The sequence below is a fragment of the Corynebacterium glyciniphilum AJ 3170 genome (assembly GCF_007673095.1).
GTDB lineage: Bacteria > Actinomycetota > Actinomycetes > Mycobacteriales > Mycobacteriaceae > Corynebacterium.
Genome location: NZ_VDYZ01000007.1, coordinates 93,183 through 115,852 on the forward strand (window position 1 = coordinate 93,183; position 22,670 = coordinate 115,852).

General features: G+C 67.2%; 19 protein-coding genes. 7 read left to right on the top strand and 12 right to left on the bottom strand.

Annotated elements, in window-relative coordinates; translation table 11 throughout:
• Window positions 1-192 precede the first annotated feature (192 nt).
• The gene (locus FS507_RS08315; protein WP_186314613.1) at window positions 193-1,320 is read left to right on the top strand and encodes a glycosyltransferase family 4 protein; all 1,128 of its coding nucleotides are present in this window, start codon (window positions 193-195) and stop codon (window positions 1,318-1,320) included.
• Here FS507_RS08315 and FS507_RS08320 read toward each other — a convergent pair.
• Both FS507_RS08320 and FS507_RS08325 read right to left on the bottom strand, forming a co-directional pair.
• The gene (locus FS507_RS08320; RefSeq protein WP_145942324.1) at window positions 1,301-1,762 is read right to left on the bottom strand and encodes a hypothetical protein; all 462 of its coding nucleotides are present in this window, start codon (window positions 1,760-1,762) and stop codon (window positions 1,301-1,303) included. The two genes, FS507_RS08315 and FS507_RS08320, sit on opposite strands and share 20 nt — an antisense overlap.
• 36 nt (window positions 1,763-1,798) lie before the next feature.
• The gene (locus FS507_RS08325; RefSeq protein WP_145942325.1) at window positions 1,799-2,356 is read right to left on the bottom strand and encodes a manganese efflux pump MntP; all 558 of its coding nucleotides are present in this window, start codon (window positions 2,354-2,356) and stop codon (window positions 1,799-1,801) included.
• 376 nt (window positions 2,357-2,732) lie between these two features.
• On the opposite strand from FS507_RS08325, the gene FS507_RS08330 reads away from it, so the two are divergent.
• Genes FS507_RS08330 through FS507_RS08340 form a run of 3 tightly spaced genes read left to right on the top strand, consistent with a single transcriptional unit; the run spans window position 2,733 to window position 4,716 of the window.
• Complete coding sequence (locus FS507_RS08330; RefSeq protein WP_145942326.1) at window positions 2,733-3,119, top strand: GntR family transcriptional regulator; 387 nt, start codon at window positions 2,733-2,735, stop codon at window positions 3,117-3,119.
• Entirely contained in the window at window positions 3,116-3,829 is a 714-nt protein-coding gene (locus tag FS507_RS08335) for an ATP-binding cassette domain-containing protein (protein WP_145942327.1), read from the top strand. Before FS507_RS08330 ends, FS507_RS08335 begins: the two co-directional genes overlap by 4 nt.
• The gene (locus FS507_RS08340) at window positions 3,826-4,716 is read left to right on the top strand and encodes a hypothetical protein (RefSeq protein WP_145942328.1); all 891 of its coding nucleotides are present in this window, start codon (window positions 3,826-3,828) and stop codon (window positions 4,714-4,716) included. Before FS507_RS08335 ends, FS507_RS08340 begins: the two co-directional genes overlap by 4 nt.
• 92 nt (window positions 4,717-4,808) lie before the next feature.
• On the opposite strand, the gene FS507_RS08345 is transcribed toward FS507_RS08340, so the two are convergent.
• Window positions 4,809-6,479 carry a hypothetical protein gene (locus tag FS507_RS08345; protein WP_145942329.1) on the bottom strand — a complete coding sequence of 557 codons (1,671 nt, stop codon included), beginning with the start codon at window positions 6,477-6,479 and terminating at the stop codon, window positions 4,809-4,811.
• Window positions 6,480-6,618: 139 nt separating this feature from the next.
• Entirely contained in the window at window positions 6,619-7,923 is a 1,305-nt protein-coding gene (locus FS507_RS08350) for a DUF3068 domain-containing protein (RefSeq protein WP_260853237.1), read from the bottom strand.
• Between the two features lie 123 nt (window positions 7,924-8,046).
• On the opposite strand from FS507_RS08350, the gene FS507_RS08355 reads away from it, so the two are divergent.
• Window positions 8,047-9,198 carry an acyltransferase family protein gene (locus tag FS507_RS08355; RefSeq protein WP_145942330.1) on the top strand — a complete coding sequence of 384 codons (1,152 nt, stop codon included), beginning with the start codon at window positions 8,047-8,049 and terminating at the stop codon, window positions 9,196-9,198.
• A 92-nt stretch (window positions 9,199-9,290) separates the two neighbouring features.
• Here the strand turns inward: FS507_RS08355 and FS507_RS08360 are convergent, their stop codons facing one another.
• The 4 genes from FS507_RS08360 to FS507_RS08375 form a co-directional block, all read right to left on the bottom strand.
• Entirely contained in the window at window positions 9,291-10,703 is a 1,413-nt protein-coding gene (locus FS507_RS08360; RefSeq protein WP_145942331.1) for an ATP-binding protein, read from the bottom strand.
• Window positions 10,704-10,816: 113 nt separating this feature from the next.
• Window positions 10,817-14,401 carry an alpha-(1->3)-arabinofuranosyltransferase gene (locus FS507_RS08365; protein ID WP_260853238.1) on the bottom strand — a complete coding sequence of 1,195 codons (3,585 nt, stop codon included), beginning with the start codon at window positions 14,399-14,401 and terminating at the stop codon, window positions 10,817-10,819.
• A gap of 22 nt (window positions 14,402-14,423) precedes the next feature.
• A complete protein-coding gene (locus FS507_RS08370; protein ID WP_145942333.1) occupies window positions 14,424-14,618 on the bottom strand; it encodes a DUF2613 domain-containing protein in 195 nt (64 codons plus the stop codon).
• Between the two features lie 49 nt (window positions 14,619-14,667).
• Window positions 14,668-15,285 carry a universal stress protein gene (locus FS507_RS08375; protein ID WP_145942334.1) on the bottom strand — a complete coding sequence of 206 codons (618 nt, stop codon included), beginning with the start codon at window positions 15,283-15,285 and terminating at the stop codon, window positions 14,668-14,670.
• 106 nt (window positions 15,286-15,391) lie between these two features.
• On the opposite strand from FS507_RS08375, the gene FS507_RS08380 reads away from it, so the two are divergent.
• Together FS507_RS08380 and FS507_RS08385 are read left to right on the top strand one after the other, a co-directional pair.
• Window positions 15,392-16,615 carry a glycoside hydrolase family 3 N-terminal domain-containing protein gene (locus tag FS507_RS08380; protein WP_260853239.1) on the top strand — a complete coding sequence of 408 codons (1,224 nt, stop codon included), beginning with the start codon at window positions 15,392-15,394 and terminating at the stop codon, window positions 16,613-16,615.
• A 36-nt stretch (window positions 16,616-16,651) separates the two neighbouring features.
• Entirely contained in the window at window positions 16,652-18,424 is a 1,773-nt protein-coding gene (locus FS507_RS08385; RefSeq protein ID WP_440130343.1) for a VanW family protein, read from the top strand.
• 843 nt (window positions 18,425-19,267) lie between these two features.
• On the opposite strand, the gene FS507_RS08390 is transcribed toward FS507_RS08385, so the two are convergent.
• The 4 genes from FS507_RS08390 to FS507_RS08405 form a co-directional block, all read right to left on the bottom strand.
• Window positions 19,268-20,347 (bottom strand): acyltransferase family protein, encoded by a 1,080-nt coding sequence (locus FS507_RS08390; RefSeq protein WP_145942336.1) that lies wholly within the window; start codon window positions 20,345-20,347, stop codon window positions 19,268-19,270.
• Between the two features lie 43 nt (window positions 20,348-20,390).
• A complete protein-coding gene (locus tag FS507_RS08395) occupies window positions 20,391-20,864 on the bottom strand; it encodes a hypothetical protein (RefSeq protein ID WP_260853240.1) in 474 nt (157 codons plus the stop codon).
• Window positions 20,865-21,005: 141 nt separating this feature from the next.
• The gene (locus FS507_RS08400) at window positions 21,006-21,527 is read right to left on the bottom strand and encodes an arsenate reductase/protein-tyrosine-phosphatase family protein (RefSeq protein WP_145942337.1); all 522 of its coding nucleotides are present in this window, start codon (window positions 21,525-21,527) and stop codon (window positions 21,006-21,008) included.
• Window positions 21,524-22,600 carry an acyltransferase family protein gene (locus FS507_RS08405; protein WP_145942338.1) on the bottom strand — a complete coding sequence of 359 codons (1,077 nt, stop codon included), beginning with the start codon at window positions 22,598-22,600 and terminating at the stop codon, window positions 21,524-21,526. The genes FS507_RS08400 and FS507_RS08405 overlap by 4 nt, the downstream gene beginning before the upstream one ends.
• Window positions 22,601-22,670: the final 70 nt, after the last annotated feature.

Below are 22,670 nucleotides of genomic sequence, written 5' to 3' on the forward strand. Positions count from 1 at the left end.
TCATGGCACACCGTGTGTCGGGCACCACGGTGGACAGTGCGGCCCAGAGGGGTTGTGGGTACAGGTCAGCAGGAGGCATGGAAACTGACCTGAGCGCTCAAGGTGCCGCCCCTCGGGCATCGGGGTGCGTCGGACCGCCACGGTGCTGTCGACCCGTGATCAGTCGGTCGTGCCTGTATCGTGAGAACGGTCATGAAGGTTCTGTTGCTGTGTTGGCGCGACTCCGGCCACCCCGAAGGCGGTGGTAGTGAGGTCTATCTCGAGCGCGTCGCGGAATACCTGGCACGGCAGGGTCATACGGTGACGTTCCGCACCGCCCGCTATCCCGGATCGGCACCGTCGGAGGAGCGCAACGGGGTCCGCTACAGTCGCGGTGGCGGAGCTCTGACCGTGTATCCGCGCGCCTGGTGGTACATGGTGCGCAGCGGACGTCCGGACGTGGTCGTCGACACTCAGAACGGTGTGCCGTTCTTCGCGCGCATGATCGCCGGGACAGGACGCGACGGTGCCCGCGCCGTCTTGCTGACCCACCACTGCCACCGTGAGCAGTGGCCGGTTGCCGGACCCGTGTTGTCGCGGATCGGCTGGTTCATCGAGTCGCGTCTGTCCCCGTGGGTGCATCGGCGGACGCCCTATGTGACCGTGTCGGAGCCGAGCGCGGAGGAACTCGTGGATCTCGGCGTGGACCGCCGACGGATCACGGTGATCCGCAACGGCGTGGACATCCCCGACACCGTCACCACCGGTGACGCGGGGGATGAAGGACGGTCAGGACGGTCAGGACGGTTCCGCCTGGTCACCCTGTCACGTCTGGTGCCGCACAAGCAGATCGAGCACGCCATGGACACCCTGGCCAGCGTCCTCCCCCGGCACCCGGAGACCTACCTCGACATCATCGGGGACGGGTGGTGGTCCGAACGGCTACGACGGCACGCCGAGGACCTCGGGGTGTCGGGCCACGTGATCTTCCACGGTCATGTCGGCGAGGAGGTCAAGCACCGCATCCTGGCGCGGGCCGACCTGCACATCCTGCCCAGCAGGAAGGAGGGCTGGGGCCTGGCGGTCATCGAGGCAGGCCTGCACGGGGTGCCCACGCTGGGCTACAGCTCGTCAGCCGGTTTGCGCGACAGTGTCGTCGACGGGATCACCGGTGTCCTGGTCAACTCGGAAGGCGGACTGATCAACATGCTGGGCCAGTTGATGGAGGAGCCGTCCCGGCTGGCGACGTTGGGGGCGGCTGCACGGGAGCGCGCGGGGACGTTCTCCTGGCAGCGCACCGGCGCGGCCTGGGAGGAGCTGCTCACCGGTCTCGTGGAGTGACAGTCGAGCGACCCCGGAACAGCCTCCGGGCCACGCGGAACACGAGAACGAGCAGGCATGCCAGCCCCAGCGCACGTCCGAGGGGATAGAGCACGCCGAGGGAGAAGATGACCGGAAGATCCTGCTCTGCCCGTGACGTGGGGTAGGCGAGAGCCGCAATGATGAAACACGCCGCCGTCACCAGTGCGAGAACCTTGTCCGGCCACCGGTCACTCACTGCCGCGACACCGACAACGAGGATGAGCAGGATACCGCCCGCCACCAGTGAGCTGATGAGCGGATACAGGTCATCGGCGGTGTCGCGGGGGAGGAGCTGCGCCAGGGCGGCGGCAATCCCGAAGAGGGCGACGGCTGTCAAGAGGCCGACGACATAGGGACCCGGACGGCGCTCGCGTCGCGGGGGTTTCTGGAAGGGGACAACGTCTCCCCAGTACTCGTCCATGAGGTCTCCTGCGGTGCTGCCGACGGGGAAACTAGTTTACCCCAGGTGCTCGATCAGGATGCTCACGCCGATACCGATGAGGACGAGGCCACCGACGATCGTGGCGGGCTTGCCGAGTGTGCGTCCGCCGTGGTGGCCGAGCCAGCCGCCCAGCAGGGACGCCAAGAACGTGATCACGCCGATCAGCCCGACTGCACAGAGGATGTTGATCGGCACGAGCGCGAAGCCGATACCCACGGCGAGGGCGTCGATGCTTGTCGCGATGCCGAGAGTGAGGACGGAGCGGACGGTGAATGCCGTCGCCGTCGTGTCGGACGGGCCGGCGGTGACACTGTCGATGACCATCTTCGCCCCGATGCCGCCCAGCAGCGCGAAGGCGATCCAGTGGTCGACGCTGGTAACCAGGTCGGCGACGGACGATCCCACCGCCCAGCCGATCAACGGCATCATCGCCTGAAAGGCGCCGAAGACCAGGGACAGCAGCAGTATCCGGCGCACGACGTGCTCGTGGATCGTCGTTCCCTGGACGACGGAGACCGCGAAGGCGTCGGCGGACACCCCGAGGGCGATGAGGAGAAGTTGGGTGGTTGTCATGGTGTCGGTGACCTCTTCTTCGGCTGTTCCGGCAGGGGTGCTGGGCCGAAGGTCTCGTTCGCCTGCGGTGCTGTCGCGGGGTGGAAAACAGCGCAGGTGTGGTGCCGGGCCGTGTGGGACGGCCGGTATGTCGACACAACGCCGACCGGGAACGGCCGGGAACTACTCCCCTTCTCGTGGGGCGACGCACGGGGGCTTGCCGCGCGTCGGGAGTGGACTGTATCAGCAGGTCAGAGAGTGCGAAAGCACGTTTTTCAGAGTTCTACCGGAGTAACTCCGGGGAGTTCGGTCATTGACAACGGCACTTCGCCGTGTCAGTGTATTAGGTGCCTAATACAGAGAGACAAGATAACGGAAACGCAGGGAGGAGGTGGCCGTGGAATTCGACAACTCGTCCCCGATCTGGAGTCAGCTGCTCGTGGAGTTCTCACGGCGCATCGTGACCGGTCAATGGACACCGGGGGCACGTCTTCCCGGCGTCCGCGAACTCGCCGCCGAACTGGGGGTGAACCCCAACACCGTCCAACGGTCGCTGAGTGAACTGGAACGGGCCGGACTGTGCCGCACCGAGCGGACGGTAGGACGGTTCGTCACCGAGGACGGCGACCGGATCAACGAGGAACGCCAGAACCTGGCGCGGGGTGCCGTCGACGATTTCGTCCGACGCGTCCGCGGACTGGCACTGAGCCGGAGCGAGGCAGAGACCCTCGTCGCGACCAGGTGGGGAAAGACATATACAGACACAGAAACGGAGGAGTCATGATGGACACCCCACACACCACGGGCCTGATCCACACCCGTGCGCTCAGCAAGAACTACGGCCGTCGGACGGCGCTCGCCAGCATCGACCTGGACCTGCAGCCCGGCCAGATCGTGGGCCTGCTCGGCGAGAACGGCTGCGGGAAGACGACACTGCTCAAGACGCTCGCCGGCGTCCTGGCCGGATACGACGGCGAGGTGGCCATCGCCGGGCATGCCCCGGGCCCGGAATCCAAGGCGCTGGTGTCCTTCCTGCCGGACGTGGGATTCCTCATCCCGTCCCACAAGGTCAGCTTCTGCCTGGCGATGTGGAGCGACTTCTTCGCCGACTTCGACATCGACAAGGCCCGCGCGATGATCGCCGATTTCGGGATCGACGAGGGTCTCCGCATCAAACAACTTTCCAAGGGCATGCGGGAGAAGGTGCAGGTGGCGATCGCCATGTCACGTCGCACACCGGTCTACCTGCTCGATGAACCGATCTCCGGGGTGGACCCGTCCGCCCGTGACTCGATCCTCAGGAGCATCATGGCGAACCTCTCGGAGGACTCGCTGCTGCTGATTTCCACGCACCTCGTCCACGACCTCGAGCCGATGCTCGATGCGGTGGTGATGATGCGCTACGGCCAGGTGATGCTCCAGGGCAGTGCCGATGACCTGCGCGCCCACCACGGCACCAGCCTGGACGGCATCTTCCGGGAGGAGTACCGATGACTACCGCAACGACACCGACGACACCGACGACACCGACGACACCGACGACACCGACCCGCACTCTCTTCCGCTACGAGTGGCTGCGCACCCGCAGCATGCTCGCCGTCGTCCTCGGTCTGGCGGTGCTGGCTATCTTGTTCTGTGCAGCGCTGATCGCCGTCGACTGGACGGTCTTCAGCACCCTCGCCGCGGGCGTCGGGATCATGGTGGTCATGGGCTTCACCCCGGTCATGCAGATCGTGCTCGCCGTGGACTACTGGCGCTCCAGCTACGGCGCCTCCGGCTACCTCACACAGACCATCCCGGTGAAGGGCAGCCGGATCTTCACGGTGAAGATGCTGTGGGCCGTGGTCGTGACCACGGTGAGCCTGGTGGTGACCGTACTCCTCGGCTGCCTGCTCTGGGTCGGGTTCTCCGCCGGTAACGAGCAGGTCACCGGCCTGGGCGAGATGTTCCGGGAGCTCCGGACGGCAGTCTCCGACTCCGGTGTGCCGGCGTGGCTGATGATCAGCGTGCTGGTCGGTGGCTACCTGGCCACCCTGACGGGGCCGGTCCAGTACTACTTCTCGATCTCCCTGGGCAAGGAGCGGTGGCTGCAGACCCTGGGTGCCGGCGGGGCGGTGCTGGTGTTCTTCCTGCTCGGCATGGTCAGCCAGGTGGTGGCGCTGATCGGACTGTTCGCCATCCCGGTGGGCATCACCGGCGACGCATCAGGGTGGACTCTGGGTGGCTACAGCCTGCTGGACGAGATCGGACGCGATCCGGGCACGACGTCCTCCTATGATTCCATGATGCCGCTGGGCTTCATCCCTCCGATGGCGATCCTCATGCTGCTCTGCCTGTGGCGGACCGTGTACTCCTGGAACCGCAAGGTTGAGCTGGAGTAGATGGCCTGATCATCCCGGACACGGGGCGGTTTGCGCGTCTGGTGGCGTTGAGTCAGCGAACTCAACGCCACCAGACTCGCAAACCGCCCTATCTACCTGTCGACGGCGTAGAGGCTCCACCGTCCGGACGACCAGAGCTCATCGTGCTCCTGCAGGACGTCGGCCACGCCGCGGGTGTCGACGCCACCGTTCCCACCGGCCCCACCGTCCTCGACGACGACCAGGTCGACACCCCGGTCCGCCAGCGTGTCCTCCCCGGACGCCAGCTCGTTGAGAGCGGCGACCGTATCCGGATCACCGTCGACCAGGGCACCGTCGACGATCAGGTACCCCGGGTCGATAGGCCGCCCGGGCAGCATCTTGAGAGCCGGGTCGAGCGCAGGGCGGCCCCCGATCATCCGGTAGTTACCGGGCGGCCACAACAGGGTCCGGGCCGTCGTCCCGTGATCGTCCTGCCAGGCAGTGACCTGGTCGGCGAGTTCGTCGTAGACGCCGTCGAGCTGCACGGGGGCAAGGTCGGCGAGATCCCGCGGCAACACGGGCACCGCGACCCACACCAGGACGAGGACGGCGGTGGCACACGCAGTGGCCGTGCGCCGTCCTGCCTGCACCACGGGCGTCACCGCCGAGGCGAGGAGGACAACCAGGCCGGGAAGCGCGAGGACCACGAACTTCTGGGAGTCGCGGACAAGGCCGGCCCCCGGCACGTATTCGAGGAACCAGCCGGTCACAGTGATCCCCGGGGCGGTGAACATCAGGGCGGGGACGACGACGGACACCAGGGCCAGCCAGACCAGGGGTGCGCCCCGTAGCCGACCGCGACGCCACAGCAGGACCGCAGCCACGACGGCCACGAGCGCCAGGACCACCCCGGCACCGGTGCTCACCGGCGCGAGCGCTTCGCGGGAAGCGGGGACCGCGTCAGCATTCCAGATCCCGCCGAGCCCGGCCAACGCCCCCAGCACGCCGACGCCCGGTTCTGCCCCCGCAGCGAACAACGCAGCCCCGGCAGCATCGGTCCGTGTCGCGTTGGCACCCGTGGTGACCAGTGTGGGGATGACCCAGGGGAGGGACAGGACAGCGCCGACGGTGCCGACGCCGACGACGGTGAGCGCCCGGACCAGCGGCGCTGCGCCGACGAGAGCCGCCACCGCCGCGGTCAGGGTGGCCAGGATCAGCCCTGTCGGGGTCAGCGCACTGACCAGGAGGAGCACGACGAGGGCGACCAGCGATGCCGGCGAGCGTCGCAGCACGCTGACGGCCACGGCGGGCAGCAGCACCCCGGCGAGGACGACCGACCAGTGTCCCTGCAGCAACCGTTCGGCGACATACGGGTTCCACAGGGTGACTGCCGCGGCGAGGGCGCCGGCCACCCAGGTCCCCCGACGGCCGGCGTCACCGACGATCTGCCGCACGAGAGTGGCCGCTCCGAGGGCACCGGCGTAGCCTCCCGCCAGCATGAGGACACTGACCGTCACCGGCGGTGGCACCACCGGTGAGAGCCAGGCCAGTACGGTGTCCTGGGGGACGGCGCGGGGAAGCCCGTCGCGGGCGGTGGCCAGGTCGTTCAAGGCCATGGAGTGGGGGACGACCATGTCCCGGAGGATCAGGGACGGTGTCGCGGAGCCCGGGGCCACATAGCTGAACAGGGTGCAGAGGAACGGCCAGAAGACGATGCCGACCAGCAACGCGCACCAGAGGTGGAGCAGGAGCCGCGGGCGCACCGTGAGCGGGCGCGACGGGCTCTGGTCCTGCGTGGTCATCGTCTCATCGTAGGTGGGTGCAGCATATTACGCCTCGCCGGGAGAGCCCACCGGTAAAACCGCAGGTCGCCACGTGGCGGAGGCGTAATCGGTGACAGGCCCGTGCCGAGCCGGCGGGCGCCAGCGGGCGCCGGAGGTGTCAGTTGCGGTGACGGCCGGCGGACCGGGAGAGCAGGAAGCCGATGATGAGCAGGATGACACCGATGATCCCGGCACCCCACGGCACGTAGGTGCCGATGAGGTCCATGGTCTTCAGGCCGTCCTTCGCGCGTGCCATCTGGTTCTCGTGCGTCTCGTCGTTGAACTCGCCGGGGTAGTACAGGGCGGTGCGGGTCGGGTTCTCCAGCTCGCGCTCACGGTTCTCCGGCTTGGCCATCTCCTCGGCCTCCGCGTCGTCGCGGGCGTAGAACATCCAGACCTCCTCGGCACCGTGGACGATCACGCCGGTGTCGGGCTGGACGCGCAGGACGCGGTTGACGGTGTAGTACCGGCTCATCTCGACCTCCGGACCCAGGTCGGCGTCCGCCGAGTCACCTTCCTCGGAGTCTTCGTCGTCGTTCGTCGCGGCGGAGTCTTCGTCGTCCGGATCCCATCCGTCGACCTCGTCGGGGGTGAGTCCCCACTTCGCGGCCGGGAACGCCAGCTTCAGTGAACCGAGGGACTGTCGGTCAGCGGCGCTGAGCTCACCGTCGCCCTTGAGCATGGCCTCCACGTTGGGGTACATCTCCGACGGGCCGATCTCCTGCTCGAAGCGGTAGACCGTCTCGCCGTCCATCTTCTCCTGGTCGACGAAGTCGATGTCGTTGGTCTCCATCAACCGGTGGTCGAAGAACGGGTAGGCCTTCTTCTCCGTGTTGAAGGGGAACTGGAACTGCAGGCCGGTCCGGGTGAACTGCGGGACGTCCTCCTGGACGTTGCCGCCGTCGGCCCCCGGGGCGGTGATGTTCAGTGACGAGGTCGGCTCGTCGACGGGGAAGGCGGTCTTGCGGTCCAGCGTGACCCGGTCGATCTCGGCGGAGAGCAGGTTCTCCGGCTCCGGCAGGTCGGCCTGGTAGACCGTGCCGCCGGCCTCCAGGGTGACCTCGTCATCGTCGGTGGGGTCCTGGGCCATGACGAACCGCTGGGACTGGATGTCGGTCTCCGGCCAGATGAAGCAGCTGACGACCTTGTTCTCCCCGCGGCACTCCGGCAGGGAGTCCTTGCCCGCCACGGGTTCATCGGCGGCGAGTGCCCCGGCATCGGTCAGGATCCCCGGCGTGACCTTGGTGACCGTCGCCGACTCGATGTCCTTCGGGATGACCTTGCCTTTGGGCAGGACGTAAATCGGCAAAGCCAGTGCGATGACCAGCAGTGCGGCGCCGAGGATGATGGCGAGGTGGGAGAAGACCTTCTTCATGGTGGCCTGGTTCCTGTCCTGGTGTACGTCAGAGAGCGGGGTATTCACGGCTACTTTACCGGCTGAAACTACGATGCCGGGGAAGAACGCGCTGCGAAAAACAATAATGGTGAGAGACGTTCACCCGTGGGAGGCTCGGAGAGTAGCGTCACCACGGTATCCTGATCGTCGATGAGCACGCCGAGCCGGTCCCCGAAAGCCTTCCTCCCCGCCCTGGAGGGGATGCGTGCGGTCGCGGCGTTGGGGATCATCGTCGCCCATGTCGCCTTCCAGACCGGCAACGACACCGGGGCACTGGTCAACCGCATGATGGCACGGCTGGACTTCTTCGTCCCCGTCTTCTTCGCGCTGTCCGGCTTCCTGCTGTGGCGCCGTCACGCTGCAGAGACGAGGTGGGCGTCCTACTACGTGAAACGCCTCGGCCGGATCATGCCGGCCTACTGGGTGACAGTGGTCGTCGTGTTGCTGTTGTTCCCGGTGGCGTCGGAGGGCGGCGCTCCGGGGCCGGTGGCCACAGTGGCGAATCTTCTGCTGCTGCAGAACTACGTGCCGGACGGTCTGGTCGGTGGGCTGACGCACCTGTGGTCGCTGTGTGTGGAAATGTTCTTCTACCTGCTGATGCCGCTGCTGGCGCTTGCGGTGGGGCGGCGGAGTCGGCGGACGAGGGCGACGGCGATCCTCGCCGTGGGGTGCCTGAGCTACGTGTGGCCGTTCATCGCGTGGCATGACGCGGAGGTGAACGCGCACATCATGCCGTGGGCGTTCCTGTCCTGGTTCGGGGCGGGACTGCTCGCCGCCGAACTCGAAGGCTGGTTGGCGGACGCCGGGGCGCAGGGACGAGGAAGTACCGCCCGTACAGTCCGTACCGCCCATACCGTCCGACGGTGGGCGGGGCGACGGTGGATATGGATCCTGCTGGCAGCGCTGGCGGTGTTCGTCGCCGCCGTGGACGGGCCTGAGGGGCTGGTCACGGCAGGCGACGGTGAGTTCGCCCGGCGCAATTTCTACGGCATGGTGTTCGCCGCCAGCCTGATTGTTCCGTGGGCGGTGCAACCGGAGTCCCGGGTGCTGGACTCGGCGGTGATGCAGGCGTTGGGTCGGTGGTCGTACTCCATCTTCCTGTGGCACATGGCGATATTGTCGCTGGTGTTCCCACTGCTGGGGGTCGGACTGTTCCAGGGGCAGACGGTGCTCGTACTGGTGGCGACGGTGGTGCTGACCATCCCGGTCGCGGCGCTGAGTTACGCACTGGTGGAGGATCCTGCGCGCCGGGCGGTGAACCGGTGGTGGAGGGGCCGTCTACTTGATAGATCTATCAAGTAGCTATCAAGTAGAAATGTCAGCGCAGGTCAACAGGCTTGTCTACTTGTCATCGGATCTATCAAGTAGCTATCAAGTAGCGCGCGGCGGCGACGTCATTGTTGAGTGAGTGTCGTATCTGGCAGTGACCACACTGCCCGGGGATCTCGAGGGGACTGACCGCTCCATGTCACGAGTCCTTCTTCTCGGAGGGCTTTGAGTGCGCGCTGCACGGCGGGACGGTTCACGGCCATGATGTCGACGATCTCGCCGGTCCCCAACGGCGTCCGTGCTTCCCGGAGTGCGGCTAATATATCGTCTGCATATCGGGGTAGTCGATCCATCGTCCGTGCGTCCACGGCATGTTCGGCGCGGAGGATCAAGGTCACGGTACCGCTCGTCTGCCGGTACTCAGGATCGGTGAAACCGCCAGCGCGCATCTCATCGTAGATGCGGCGGATTCCCTCGCCCAGTTCCTGGCCGACGCCCAGGTCGATCGCCACCCGGGCGATCAGGGGGTTGCGAGCGAAACGGGCGATGGTCAGGGGTGTCCGCGGGTCAGCTAGTCCGGGGAACCTTCCTGGACTGGTGATTTCGATGCGGTCGGGATACAACTCGACCCTGATATGGTCCCCTGCCAGACTGTACGAGCGGTGAAGGACTGCGTTTACCAGGCCTTCGAGCCACGCATCTTCGGGGAGCGTCGCCTGCCAGGTGAAGGTCCCCGTGTCATTGAGGCGCCGATGTCGTGGAAGTAGTCGACGGACGGTAGCTGCGGCTTCTTCGATCATCGACGGGAGAGTTCCCTCGATCCGGATGTCCTCGACGATGTTCTGTCGACGGCCCGTCTCCCGTCGGGGGCTCTCGTACTGCAGGACACGAATAAGGGCGTTGGGAAAAAACTCCTGTGGGTCGGTGCCGAACAGGAGTTCCGCTGCAACGGTTACCTCGCCGCGTCGGGTCAGGAGATGTCGGCCTCTCAGGGCGGAGACGGCATCACGTGCGCCGATGGTGTCCGCGTAAGTCTCCACTTTCTCAGTGTTGAGAGGCGCCAGACCCAGACCTTCTGCTCCACGGGTGGGTTGTGAGTCGAACTGTCGCTCGCCTTTGCTGTATCGGAGCTCAAGTTGGTCATCGAAATTGAGCTTCATCGACTGATCGCCGATACGGAGATAGCAGGTTCCGTCCGTGGATTCATGGACCTGCTCACTGGCGGGCACGTCGATCAGGCACACCTGGGCAGGATTTCCGTCCTTGTCCTGACAGTCGAGAATCGAGAGGTCGTAACGGACGGTCGGGTTGACCTGCTCTACTCCGATCTGACGGAACTGGTTGAGTTGGTCGGGGCTGGGGAGGCCTTCAAGCTGTCCGCTGTGAATCCCGAGGGCGACGGTACCGCCGTCGGAATTCGCGAATGCGATGATGGTCTTGGCCAGGTCTTTGCCCTGGATCCGGAAGCTCTTGCGGTCGAACCACTGGTCTTCCGGGGTGCTGATGACCGTGTCACAGGTCCACGCTGGTGGGGTCATGGCGACAACGCTACTGCATTCTACTTGATAGATCTATCAAGTAGCTATCAAGTAGAACTGTCAGTGCAGGTCAACGGGCTTGTCTACTTGTCATCGGATCTATCAAGTAGCTATCAAGTAGGCTCATCGTGTCGCGCCCGGGTCCCACCGGCAAGCGCACCGCACGCCGTGGACACCAGGCAACCGAGGAACAGCAGCTCCGGGATCCACGAGTAGCCCGCGTAGTCTCCGCCGCCCCACGACCCACGCACCATCAGCACCGCGCCTGCGCCGCCCAGGATCATCGCCAGGGTGGTCGGCCTGGTCAGGTGGCGGAGGATCCGGACACCCCGCGAGCCGGCGATTCGCCCGGGGAGACGGCGGACACCAGCGGGCACACCGAGGACGAGTGCCGTCGTCGCCGCACCGACGATCCCGCCGGGAACACCGGCGACTCCGACCGACAACGCGAGCATACCTGCACCGGCAAGTACCCGCCGGGGGGCGACGGGCCGACTGCCAGACGCCTCCACCACCTGGTCCGTCCCGGCGGAACGTCGTGCGGGCCACCGTGCGTTCCGTGCGCTCCAGGCGCACAGCCAGCCGAGCAGCAGCACCAGCGCGCCGAGCAGTCCCGCGCCCAGCCACCGCTGGTAGGTGTCCGTCGCAGTGAACCTGACCTCGAGGGTCGACGTGATCTCCTCGTCCGACATGCCGTCGGCCACGCCCGCCGGGATGACCCACCCCTGCTGCCAGCCGTTGACCGTCACCGACTCCAGTGCGGTCCCGTCGAGTTCGGCGGCGCGTCCGCTGTTCACGGCGGTGGAGGTCACGACGATCCGGTCGTCGGGCGCGGTTCCGTCGCTGTCGACCGCTGTCGCTGCGCCAGACCTCTGCGTCTCGCCGTCCTGCACATCGAGGGAGACCCACCGGTCGCGGCTGCGGACCTCGTGCTCGCCGGGGGCCAGCGTCACCGTGCCACCGCAGTTCACCGGCGCCCCGTCGAGGGTGCTGGCAGTGTCCCTGCCCGCGGCGCAACGGTCGGATGTCAGTGACACCCTGACCGGTTCCGCTCCCTCGGGCACGGTGATGACACGCCTCATCTCGAACTCGTAGATCTCCTGCCCCAGGACCCACCGGCGCGGTGTCCCTTCCCCGGACGGCACGACGATGTCGCGGCGCGGGGTCACGTCCTGGCCGCTGGCCAGCTCGGTGAGGGTGATCTCGCTGAGCCCCGGGTCCCCCCAGGAACCGACGATGCGCAGCTCGACCCGGTCCGCCTCCCCGCTGGGCAGGACGATGGGCCGGTCACTGCTGTCGGTCTCGCGGTAGCCCGGTACCAGCGTGGTCGTGGAGGCCACGGTCTCGCCGTCGAGGTACGTGGTGGCCTGGACACGTACCGGGCTGCCGGCGGCACGTGCCGACAGTGACATCTGGGAGCGGGGTTCGTCCAGGTCGACGGTGAGTGTCTGGTTGATCGGGGACCCGGTGCCCGGTCGCCAGGCCGTCTCCGTGACACCGTCGACCGCGGCGGACGGCCCGGAATACGGTTCCGCCCCGTTCAGGGACGTCGGGTCGGCGGCGGAGGAGCTTGCGGTGATCCCGCCGCCACGCTCCCGGACCTGGGTGAGCTCGGCGTCATCGAGTCCGGTGGGGTAGTCGCGGACCGGGTTCCGGGTGTCGCGCGCGTCGTCGACGGCGCGGATGTCGGATTCGGCCCCGGTGACGTTGCCGTAGTTGTGCTCCCGCAGGGTCGGGGTGTCGGTCACCGTGTCGGGAACAGGAGCCCTGTCAGCACCGGTACCGTCAGGAAGATCCTGGACGAGGATCCGGTCGCGGGGCGTCCGTCCCGCTGCGGCATCGGCGGCGGCGAGACGGGGCAGTACCTCCGGGCCCCCGGCCGTGACCTCCAGGTCGGCGGCGTCGACCACGTGCGAGCGACCCCCTGTGTAACCGCCGTCCACCCGGAAGATCCGGATGTCCCCGTCGCCGATGTCGGCGACCTCGGTGAATCCGCCCGCCGCCGCGGAGTCGGTGAGCGTGCGCAGGACGGCCCGGGCGCCGGGCGTGTCGGCGGTGCGCGCCAGGTCGGTACGCACCAGCAGATATCCCACGCCCTGCTGCAGCAGGGCGTCCGCCAGCGCCGGGTTCGCACCGGCCGCCCCGTCGGCGACGAACTCGCGTTGGATCCCGTCGAGTCCGCGGATCGCCTCCGGCGGCACCAGGGGGACGGCGTCACGCACCACCCACGGCACGTCCAGCAGCGACTGCGCCGGTTCGTCCCGCGTATTTCCCCAGGTCTGCCGGGCGGTACGCGCCTCCGGCAGGATCATGGTGCGGGTCTCGTCGGCGCCGTTGGCCGGGTCGTTGAGCCAGTCCGCGGCCTCCTGCCAGGACGACGGCACACCGCGGTAGCCGTCCTCGGGCACCAGCCGCCCGGTCCACGCCGGCGCGGTGGCGACCGCCACGACCAGGGCAACCGCAGTGGTCGTCACCACCGACCGGTTCTTCTCCGGATGCAGCCACGTCGTGGCGTCCCGCGGGACGGTGAGCCCGCCGAGGACGTGGGCGACCCCGACGACCAGCGGGAGATGGATCAGGGGGTCGAACTTGTGCAGGTTGCGCAGCGGTGCCCCGGCACCGTCGAGGAACGCCTGGACCTGCTCGGCGACCGGGGAGAACGGTGTGGCGGCCACACCGAAGACGGCCACGCCGACACCGAGGATGACCAGCCATGACCCCGCGAACGGTACAGGACGGCGTGGACGTCCCGTCCCCGCCAGCCCTGCCAGCCCCAGCAGGGCCACCACCAGTGTCGCAGCCACGAACACCGCTTCGGTGGCCACGGCGAACCCGGCCTGGCGCTCGGTCGACAGGAACGCCGTCCAACTCGTCGCCCCCCGCAACACCTCACCCAGGTTGAACCAGTGGGTGGTCAGCCCGGCGGCCTCGATGTAGTCGGTGAACGGCGGGGAGTACCGCCCCAGGATCACCAGTGGTCCGATCCACCAGAAACAGGCGAGCACCCCACCCGGGATCCACCAGACGGCGAACCGCCATGCCGTGCGGCGACGCACCGCTGCGTCGCCGCCGGTCGCGAAGACCCCCTGTGTCAACCACCACAGCACCGCGGGCACCACCGCCGCCAGCGTCGCCACCGCATTGACCGCCCCCAGGCAGAGCACCGCGACGGCGGAACCCAGCCCGGCGACGGCGAGCCGTCGGGTCGTCGGACGCGGCCCCGGCAGCAGTACGCGAACGACCGGCAGCATGATCCACGGCACCAGCGCCACCGTCCACGCCTCCGAGGAGATCGCCCCGAGCGTGGTGAGGATGCGTGGGCTCAGGGCGAACAGGACCGCCGCCACCAGCCGTGACAGCCGCGACCCGGCCCCCGTCGCCTCCAGGAGTCTGACCACCCCGGCGAAGGCGAGGAACAGCAGCAGCGCCCACCACAACCGCTGGGTCAACCAGTCGGGGAGTGGGTCGAGCAGGGCGAAGAAGAGGCCCTGGGGGAAGAGGTAGCCGTAGGCCTGGTTCTGGAGCTGTCCCAGGGGGAAGACATCCGTCCAAGGGGACAGGGCCTGCGTGAGGAAACCCCACGGGTTCGCCGTGAGGTCGTGTTTGGTGTCGGCGACGGTCAGGCCCGGCCCCTGGATCAGGGCCAGGAGAAGCCAGAGGAGGCCGGCCAGGCTCCAGCCGCGACGGGAGAGTGTCACACCTGTCAGTTACCGGCGAGGGTCACCGGCGCTCGCCGTACTGGATCGACCCCATCACCGCATCATCCACGGCGATCTGGTTCGTCGGCAGGTCCGAGGAGTCGGCGATGCTGCCGGCGAACAAGGCCGCAGCCCCACCGAGGACGATGCCCACGACCGCAGAGGCGATGGCGGGGCCGAGCGTGCGGCGGGGCTGAGAGTCAGTCTCGGTGGGCATGGTCATTCCCGTCGGTGGAGGAAAGGTGGATCAGATTCACCAGATGATACTACCTGGTCTCCGCGTCCGCGACGTTTTCCCCGGCCGTGTCGGTCTCACCGTCGTCACCGTCGTCACCGTCGTTGTCGTCGTCGCCGATCGACGGGACCAGCAGCACCGGGCGTCCCGCATGTTTGACCAGGCTGTCGGACACGCTGGACTGCAGCAGCGACCGCCACCCGCTCAGTGCGCGGGTTCCGGCGACGATGATGCTGACGTCGAGTTCACGGGCGGCGTCGACGATCGCACTCCAGATCGCGGTGGCGGACTCCACGAGGAAGGGTTCGGTGGAGAAACCGTGTCCTTCGGCAAGGCTCACACCTTCCCTGCAGATCGCCACCGCATCGGCGTAGGCGGGGTCCTCGGTGTCGTCGGTGACGGCCGACCAGTCGTGCTGCATCATGCCGCTCATGCCCGCGGTGCGTGCCGCCTGCCGGTGGATCGGCTCCCACACGGTGAGGATGTAGGCGTTCCTGGTCGACAGGAAACGACCTGCGTAGTCAATGGCACCACGGGCCTCGTCGGAGCCGTCGAAGGCGATGAGGACGGTGTCCCCGTCGAAGGAGCCGACGTGGGCTGCCGAGTTCTCGTGGCTCTCGGATGTCTCATTCCTGGATTCGCTAGCCATGCCCATGAGCGTAGTACGGTCGGGGGGTGATGCGACGGCAAGGTCGAGAAAAGGTCGCGAAGTCGTCCCGAATTTTCCGAGTTTTGTAGAAAGCAGGAGGTCACGCGTGGTCACTGTTCAACGACGCACCCCCGCCACCGTGCTCGCCGCCGCAGCGGCGGGTGCCCTGGCGTTCAGTCTGGTGGCGTGTTCCTCGCAGGACGACGCCGCAGAGGACGCCGCGGGCGGCGCGACCTCGCCCGCTTCGTCGTCCCCGTCGTCCCCGTCAGTGTCGTCTGGCTCTGGCGCCCCGGGAGACGAGCCCACCTCCTGCGTGGACGGCGAGCAGGACCTGGCGACACTCGCCGCGTCGACCCTGGCGGTCGGGGTGGTCGGCTTCGACGACGCCGCGGAGGCCGTCGACGCCGGTGTGCGCCACATCTTCATCGGGTCGTCCACCGACCTGTCGATCCTGGACGGTCAGGGGGACCCGGAACGCAGCATCACCGCGCTCAAGGAGCGTGCCGCGGACGCCGGCGGTGAGCTGACCGTCTCCGTCGATGAGGAAGGGGGCCAGGTCCAGCGGCTCGGCGAGATCATCGGGGACCTGCCGTCCGCCCGGGAACTGGCGGACACGCTGTCCCCGGAGGAGGTGCGCGGTGTCTTCGCCGAGCACGGCCGCAAGATGCACGACCTGGGCATCACCATGGACTTCGCGCCGGTGGTGGACCTCGCCGGCGGGGAGTCGATCAGCGACAACGCCGTCGGCGACCGGGCGTTCTCGGACGATCCGGGTGCGGTCACCGACTACGGCCGTGCCGCGGTCGAGGGGCTGCTCGACGCCGACGTCACCCCGGTGATCAAGCACTTCCCGGGACACGGCCACGCCACCGGGGATTCCCACGAAGGCACCGTCACCACGCCGCCGATCGCGGAGATGGGGATGGACCTCGCGCCGTTTGCCGAGCTGTGGCAGATCCCGGGTGTCGCGGTGATGGTCGGGCACATGCAGACACCGGGGCTCGATGCCGGCGACGTCCTCGGTGCGGAGACCCCGTCCTCGCTGAACCCGGCGGCCTATGCGCTGCTCCGTGACGGGCTTGAGGGTGACGGCCCCGGCTTTGACGGCATCGTGTTCACCGACGACCTCACCGGCATGCAGGCCATCACCGACCTGCACGACGGCCCCCAGGCGGTGGTGCAGGCACTGCGTGCGGGGGCGGATGCGCCGCTGACCTCCACGGCCGCCGACGTGCCCGCGACGGTGGACGGCCTCGTGGCCGCGGTGGAGAACGGTGATCTGGACCGCGACCGGCTGACGGAGGCGGCGGACCGGCTCTGCGCCGTGTGAGCCTCGGGTACCGCCGGGGGATAATCACCGGTTATTGTGAGGAGTGTGAGCAGTAGCAACCCCAACGCCAGCAGCCCCACAGGACCGACTGACCCGTCGGACGACCAGTGGGGCTCCCAGGGCAGCAACAAGCACCGGCGGAAGCGTCGTCTGTGGCCGGTGTGGACGGTCGCGGGCATCGTCGGGCTCGGGGGAATCCTCTACGCCACCGACATCATCATGACCGAGGGCAACGTCCCCCGCGGTGTGACGGTCGGTGGCATCGACGTAGGGTCGATGTCGAAGTCCCAGGCGGAGGCGCGGCTGAAGAACCAGCTGTCGGACGGTGCCCGCGCCGAGGTCGAGGTCGCCGCCGGCGACATGTCGACCACGCTCGACCCGGCGCAGTCGGGCCTGTCCATCGACTGGGCGGCGACGATCGACCAGGCCGGCCAGCAGCCGTTGAATCCGGTCACCCGGGTCATGAGTTTCTTCCAGCAGCGCGAGGTCGGCACGGTCAGCGCCTTCAACGACGAGTTGCTGGACCAGACCCTGACCCGCGTCGAGCAGGACCTCACCCGTGACCCGGAGAATGCTGAGCTCTCCATCGACGACACGGGTGCGGCGGACATCGTCGACGATGTCGCCGGGCAGACCGTCGACACCGACGACGTGCGCACCGCAGTGAAGGACCACTGGCTCAACGACCAGCGCCGGGTGAGCGTGGACGCGGACGTCACCGAGGCGGATGTGCGCCGTGACGCCGCCGATGACGCCGTCGAGGAGGTCGTGGACAAGGTCACCGACGGTGACGTCGTCTTCGCCGGCCGCGACGACACCGACGGGGTGCTGCGTCCCGCCGACATGGGACGTATCGTCACCTTCGTCCCGGAGGACGGTGCTTTCCGGGCGGACTGGAACCGCGACGCCGCCCAGGAGATCCTCGACGCACAGCTCGGTGACACCGAGGTGGAGCTGCGTAACGCCGGATTCACCGGCACCGGGCGCAACCTCGACGTCACCCCGTCCCAGGACGGTGTGCTCATCGACTGGGAGAAGACCCTCGACCCGATCGAGGAGAAGCTGCTGGACACCGCCGAACGCCGTCACGAGGTGACCTACGAGGAGAAGAAGGCGACGTACACCACGGAGATGGCGGAGAAGGCCAGCTTCAACGACGTCGTCGGGTCCTTCACCACCGGTGGCTTCGCGGACGACTCGGGTGTGAACATCCGCCGGGTCGCCGAACAGGTGGACGGGGCGATCGTCCTGCCCGGCGAGACGTTCAGCCTCAACGGTCACACCGGGCCGCGTGGCGAGGCGCAGGGGTACGTCGACGCCGGCATCATCCAGGACGGGCACGCCGACAAGGCTGTCGGCGGCGGCATCAGCCAGTTCGCCACCACCCTGTACAACGCCTCCTACTTCGCCGGTATGGAGGACGTGGCACACACGCCGCACTCCTACTACATCGACCGGTACCCGGCCGGTCGTGAGGCGACCGTCTTCGAGGGGGCCATCGACCTGCAGTTCAAGAACACCTTCGACACCCCGGTGCTGATCGAGACGCAGGCGGACTCCAGTTCGCTGACGGTGGACCTGCGCGGGGTGAAACAGGTCGAGGTCGAGTCCGACACCGGTGCCCGGACGAACTACACCGATCCGGAGCGGATCGAGCTCTCCGGTGACACCTGTTCGCCGTCCTCGGGTGCCCGCGGCTTCACCGTGACCGACACCAGGACCGTGCGTGATCTCAACGGTGGTGTGCTGTCGCGGGACACCACGACCACGGTGTACGACCCGGCGCCCATCGTGAGCTGCAGCGACTGATCTGGAACGGCCCTTACGGAACTGTAGTGCGCGTGAAACTGGCCGGTTACACGGCGGTCCTAACGTAGTGACCAGTTCCCGGGAATGCCGGGGACCCACCCCTCATAAGGAGAATCACCATGGGTCTTGTTGCTGGTCTCGTTGCTATCGTCGGCGATCTTCTTCACCTGCTGCTCGGCGGTCTGTGACCTGACGCTCCGCTCCACCGGGGCCTGTACGTGACGTTCTGTCGGGTACGGGTCCCTTTTCCCGTGCCTGATCTGCCCGGGTGGGGCGCGGGACAGAGATCACAGGGTGGAACTCCCCACCAATTCCAACCCACAGTTGTCGTCCGGCCGTGGGGCGCCCTGCGCACACAGTCGGGCCCGCTACCGGAGGGTGCTCCGGCGGCGGGCCCGACTGTTCTCATGTGTCGCGCCACCGGGTTCGTGAGGAGGGACTCCGGACGTTTTCCACGCGGTGCACCGCCAAGAGAGGAGAGGAGGACGATGCATCGTGGGCGTTGAGGGGTGTGTTGCCCGGAGGGGCCGATGGCGAACTGTTGAGTTGTGTACCAGGGGCGGAGACCGGAGGTGAGGAGAGAACCGAGGATCACCGGTAGCTCGTTGCTGGCGTGCCATGAAGATAGGCAGGCCAACTGGTCATCTGCAACGGCGGAAAAAGCACTGTGGGGGTAGCCAGGTGGCCACCCGTACATCGTCCCCCGAGGAAATTGACAGCGTTCTTCCAGTACAGGTGCACTATCGTTTTCCTGCCGTGTTCGTTACGCTCCCGGCAGATAATTTCTTCCGGGGGTAGAACATCACCAAGTATATGCTTAGCTCATATTCCTGACATGATCTGTCAAGTTCGGGGAAACGCCTCGGTAACCGTGGGAGGGGGAACGGTCCGGACGGGCAGGGTGTTCGCACCCTCGCCCGGCCACGGGGCGATGAACAGGCCGGGCACCGGACGCAGGATCCGCCAGACTGCCAGCGTCCCGCAGACCGTGAGCACGGTCAGGACCAGGGTGCCTGCTGTCGCCGTCACCGGGGAGGACGTGATCCCCGGGTCGTAGACCAGCAGCACGCCGAGGACGGGGAGGTGGAGCAGATAGACCGGGAGGGTGTTGCGGCCGAACCAGTCCAGGTGCAGCCAGGGCACGTGACGGGCGATGAGGGTGGCGGCGATGATCCCGGTGGACATCCCCAGCGCGGTCAACGGCAGCCAGCACACCGAGGACAATCCGATGCCGGTCACGGTCACCCCGGCGATCCCCGCCGCCCAGCTCCCGCCCGCCACCAGCAGGGACAGCATCGACGCCCGCTCAGCGACGGCGGCGATGATCCGGTGCCCGTACACCCCGAACTGGAACACCACGAGGTGTGTCAGGGTGCGCTCCCAGGCGAAGTTGTCGACGGTGATCCAGTCGAACGCCACCGGCAGTGAGATGACCGCACCGATGCTGAACTGCAGCCACAGCGGCAGGGGACGCATCAGCTTCACCACGGCGTAGTAGATCGCCAGGGCGTAAATGAACCAGGGTCCGTAACTCGGGTCGAGCGGGACGCCGACCAGGTGCATCAGGGTGTAGTCGGCGTCGTTCCAGGGGAACACCTGGGCAGACACCGTCCACAGGGCGCTCCACAGGAGGAAGAGCCAGAGGAACGGTCCGAGACGGTTCTGCACCTGCCAGGGCCAGGGGCGGTCGATCCTGCGGAGGAAGAAGTAGCCGGCCATGGCGAAGAACAGCGGCATGCGCACGGTGCGCAGCGGTGACATGGCGTCGAGGACACGAGGGTCGTACCAGGACTGATCCACTGCCGCGGTGGCGACGTGCATCAGGACGACCAGCAGGATTGCGGCGCCCTTGACGGTGTCGATCCAGGCGACGCGTGTCGTCGGTGTGCCGGTGGCGGTGTTCTGGTGTGTGCGTACGGGCATGGGGCCTCCTTGGAGAGTGGAGAGGGAGAGTGGAGGGTAGCGGTCAGCAGTCGAGGGTGGTCATGGCGCGGGCCCATCCGGCGGTCTGGTAGCCGGCCTGTTTGACGTGGGTGAGGAACGACCGGGAGCTGGCAGGCCGGTTGACGGACAACTCACCGTCCCAGCACCGGCTGAAGTACAGTCGGACCCGCTCGACGTGTTCGCGTCCGGTCGCCAGCACCATGGCGGAGGCCCACTGGTGCTCGGACGCCAGGCGGGCGAACTCCTGGGCTTCCCCACGGGTGGTCGACGGGTCGGGTGCGAAGCAGTGCACCCGGACGCCCTCCAGTGGGGCGCACCAGGTGTCGTGGAAACGCTGCACCCCTGTGGGGTCCGAGATCACCAGGTCGGGGATGCTGTTGTCCTGTGCAAGTTCCCTGGCGCGGAGGGCATCGGTGGGTGTTGCGCCGCCGACCTGCATCAGAACGTCCACGTCCGTAGGGAGGGGGTCGAGGCGTGGGAGGTAGATCTTCGTCAACGCGAACCAACACCACAGACACACGGTGAACGTCAGAATCAGAATGACGACGTGGCGTAGCCGACGTACAGGAGACGTCGGTTTCCGGGATGGTGATGGCGTCCGGGATGACGGTGAGGTGTGGGTCATGACCGGTGCCCGTCAGCGTGCGAGCAGGTCGCGGAGTTCGGCGACATCCTGCGCGACGTCGTCGAGGAGCGCGTTGTAGGCATGAGTAGAACTGAACCCCACCGGGTCCTGGTGGTCGTGCTGGACCCTGGGGAGATCGTGGCGTACATGGGGAAGTTGTGTGAGCGAGGTCAATGCGCCGCTGCGGTGCCATTCAGCGAGCTGATGGAGACGGAATGTCCGCGTCATCGCCGTCGGCGCTGTACGCAGGCAACGGTCCACGTGAACCTTCTCTAGCCCGACAACGAGGTCGGCGTCCTGCAGCAGACGGCGGCTCACCCGACGTGCGACGAAGCCGCGCCCGTCGATCCCGTGATTGTCGAGGAAAGCCATCGACCGGTCGTCCATCGGGTAACCGGTCATCCCCGCAGTTCCCGCACTGCCGACCGTCAGCGACGTGAACCCAGATGCCCCGTGGGAGACGGTCTCGCGCAGCAGGTGCTCGGCGACGGGGGACCTGCAGATGTTGCCGGTACACACGAAAAGAATCCTCATCGGTTCCTCCGTCCGGCATTCTCGCCGAGGACGACCTTGCCGGCCCGGAAGCGGCGCAGCAGCGTCACGCCCAGGATCGACAAGGCCACGCCTCCGGCCGACAGGATGATGAACATCAGTGGTCGGGAGGTTATGCCCAGGGCAGAAGCTGTGACACTGCAGGCGCCGATGGCGAAGGAGTGCAGCAGGAAGATGCCGGAGGAGTAGCCGCCGATCCACGCCAGCGCCCGGTTGGACAGTCGCCATCCGAGGAAGACGAGGGGAAAGAGGATTCCGAGACCGATGCCGACCAGGCTGTGCCGTGAATCGAAGGCACCGTCCACCCCGGGCATGCGTCCCGTCAGGGAGAGTTGGACGGCCACAACGACCAAGAGCAGCACTATGGTGCAGGCCCAGCGGACGGTACGGGTGGACGGGACCAGAGAGAACCGGCTCAACGCGACGCCAGCGAGGAAGAATGGTGCGAGCGACAGTGCCTGGCCCCACTGGAGGAACCGGAATGACTCGGTGTGCGCGAACAGGGCGACCACCAGTGACACCGTGAAGAGGGTGCCGAAAGCACGCCGGGAGGAGAGGAGGTTCCTCGAATCCAGGAGAGCGACCATAGCGAAGAGCCAGAACGTGGTCAACAGGAACCAGTAGGGGTTCAGTGAATACAACAGCCACTGGACCGGCTCGAGGGGCCGGGCGTCTCCTCCCCTGGGCAGAAAGTGCTGCGTCAGCCCGATGGCGGGGACGAAGATCACGTAGGGCACGAGCAGGCGACGGACCTTCTTGCCCATGAAGCTGAGGTAGCCCGACGGGTCATGCAACGGACGCCACGCGTACACCAGACCGGAGAGCAGCGTGAACAACGGCATCCGCAGGTAGTCCACGGAGTCGGTGTAGTAGCGCAGGGCACTGTCGTCGTCGACGTGGAGTCCGTCGGTGGAGCTGTACCCGATGACGTGGAAGCTCACCAGAAGCAGGCAGGCGACGCCGCGGAGGGTGTCGACGGCGAGGTTGCGTGACGGGGGACTGGAGGCGTGGGCGGGTGCCACGGCAGTCTCCTGCCGGATCTTGTTGGAGGTCATCAAACCGTCCTACGGGGTGTGAGGGGTGAATCGGAGAGGCTGGCTGGGAGGGGAGAGAAGGAGAGAAGGT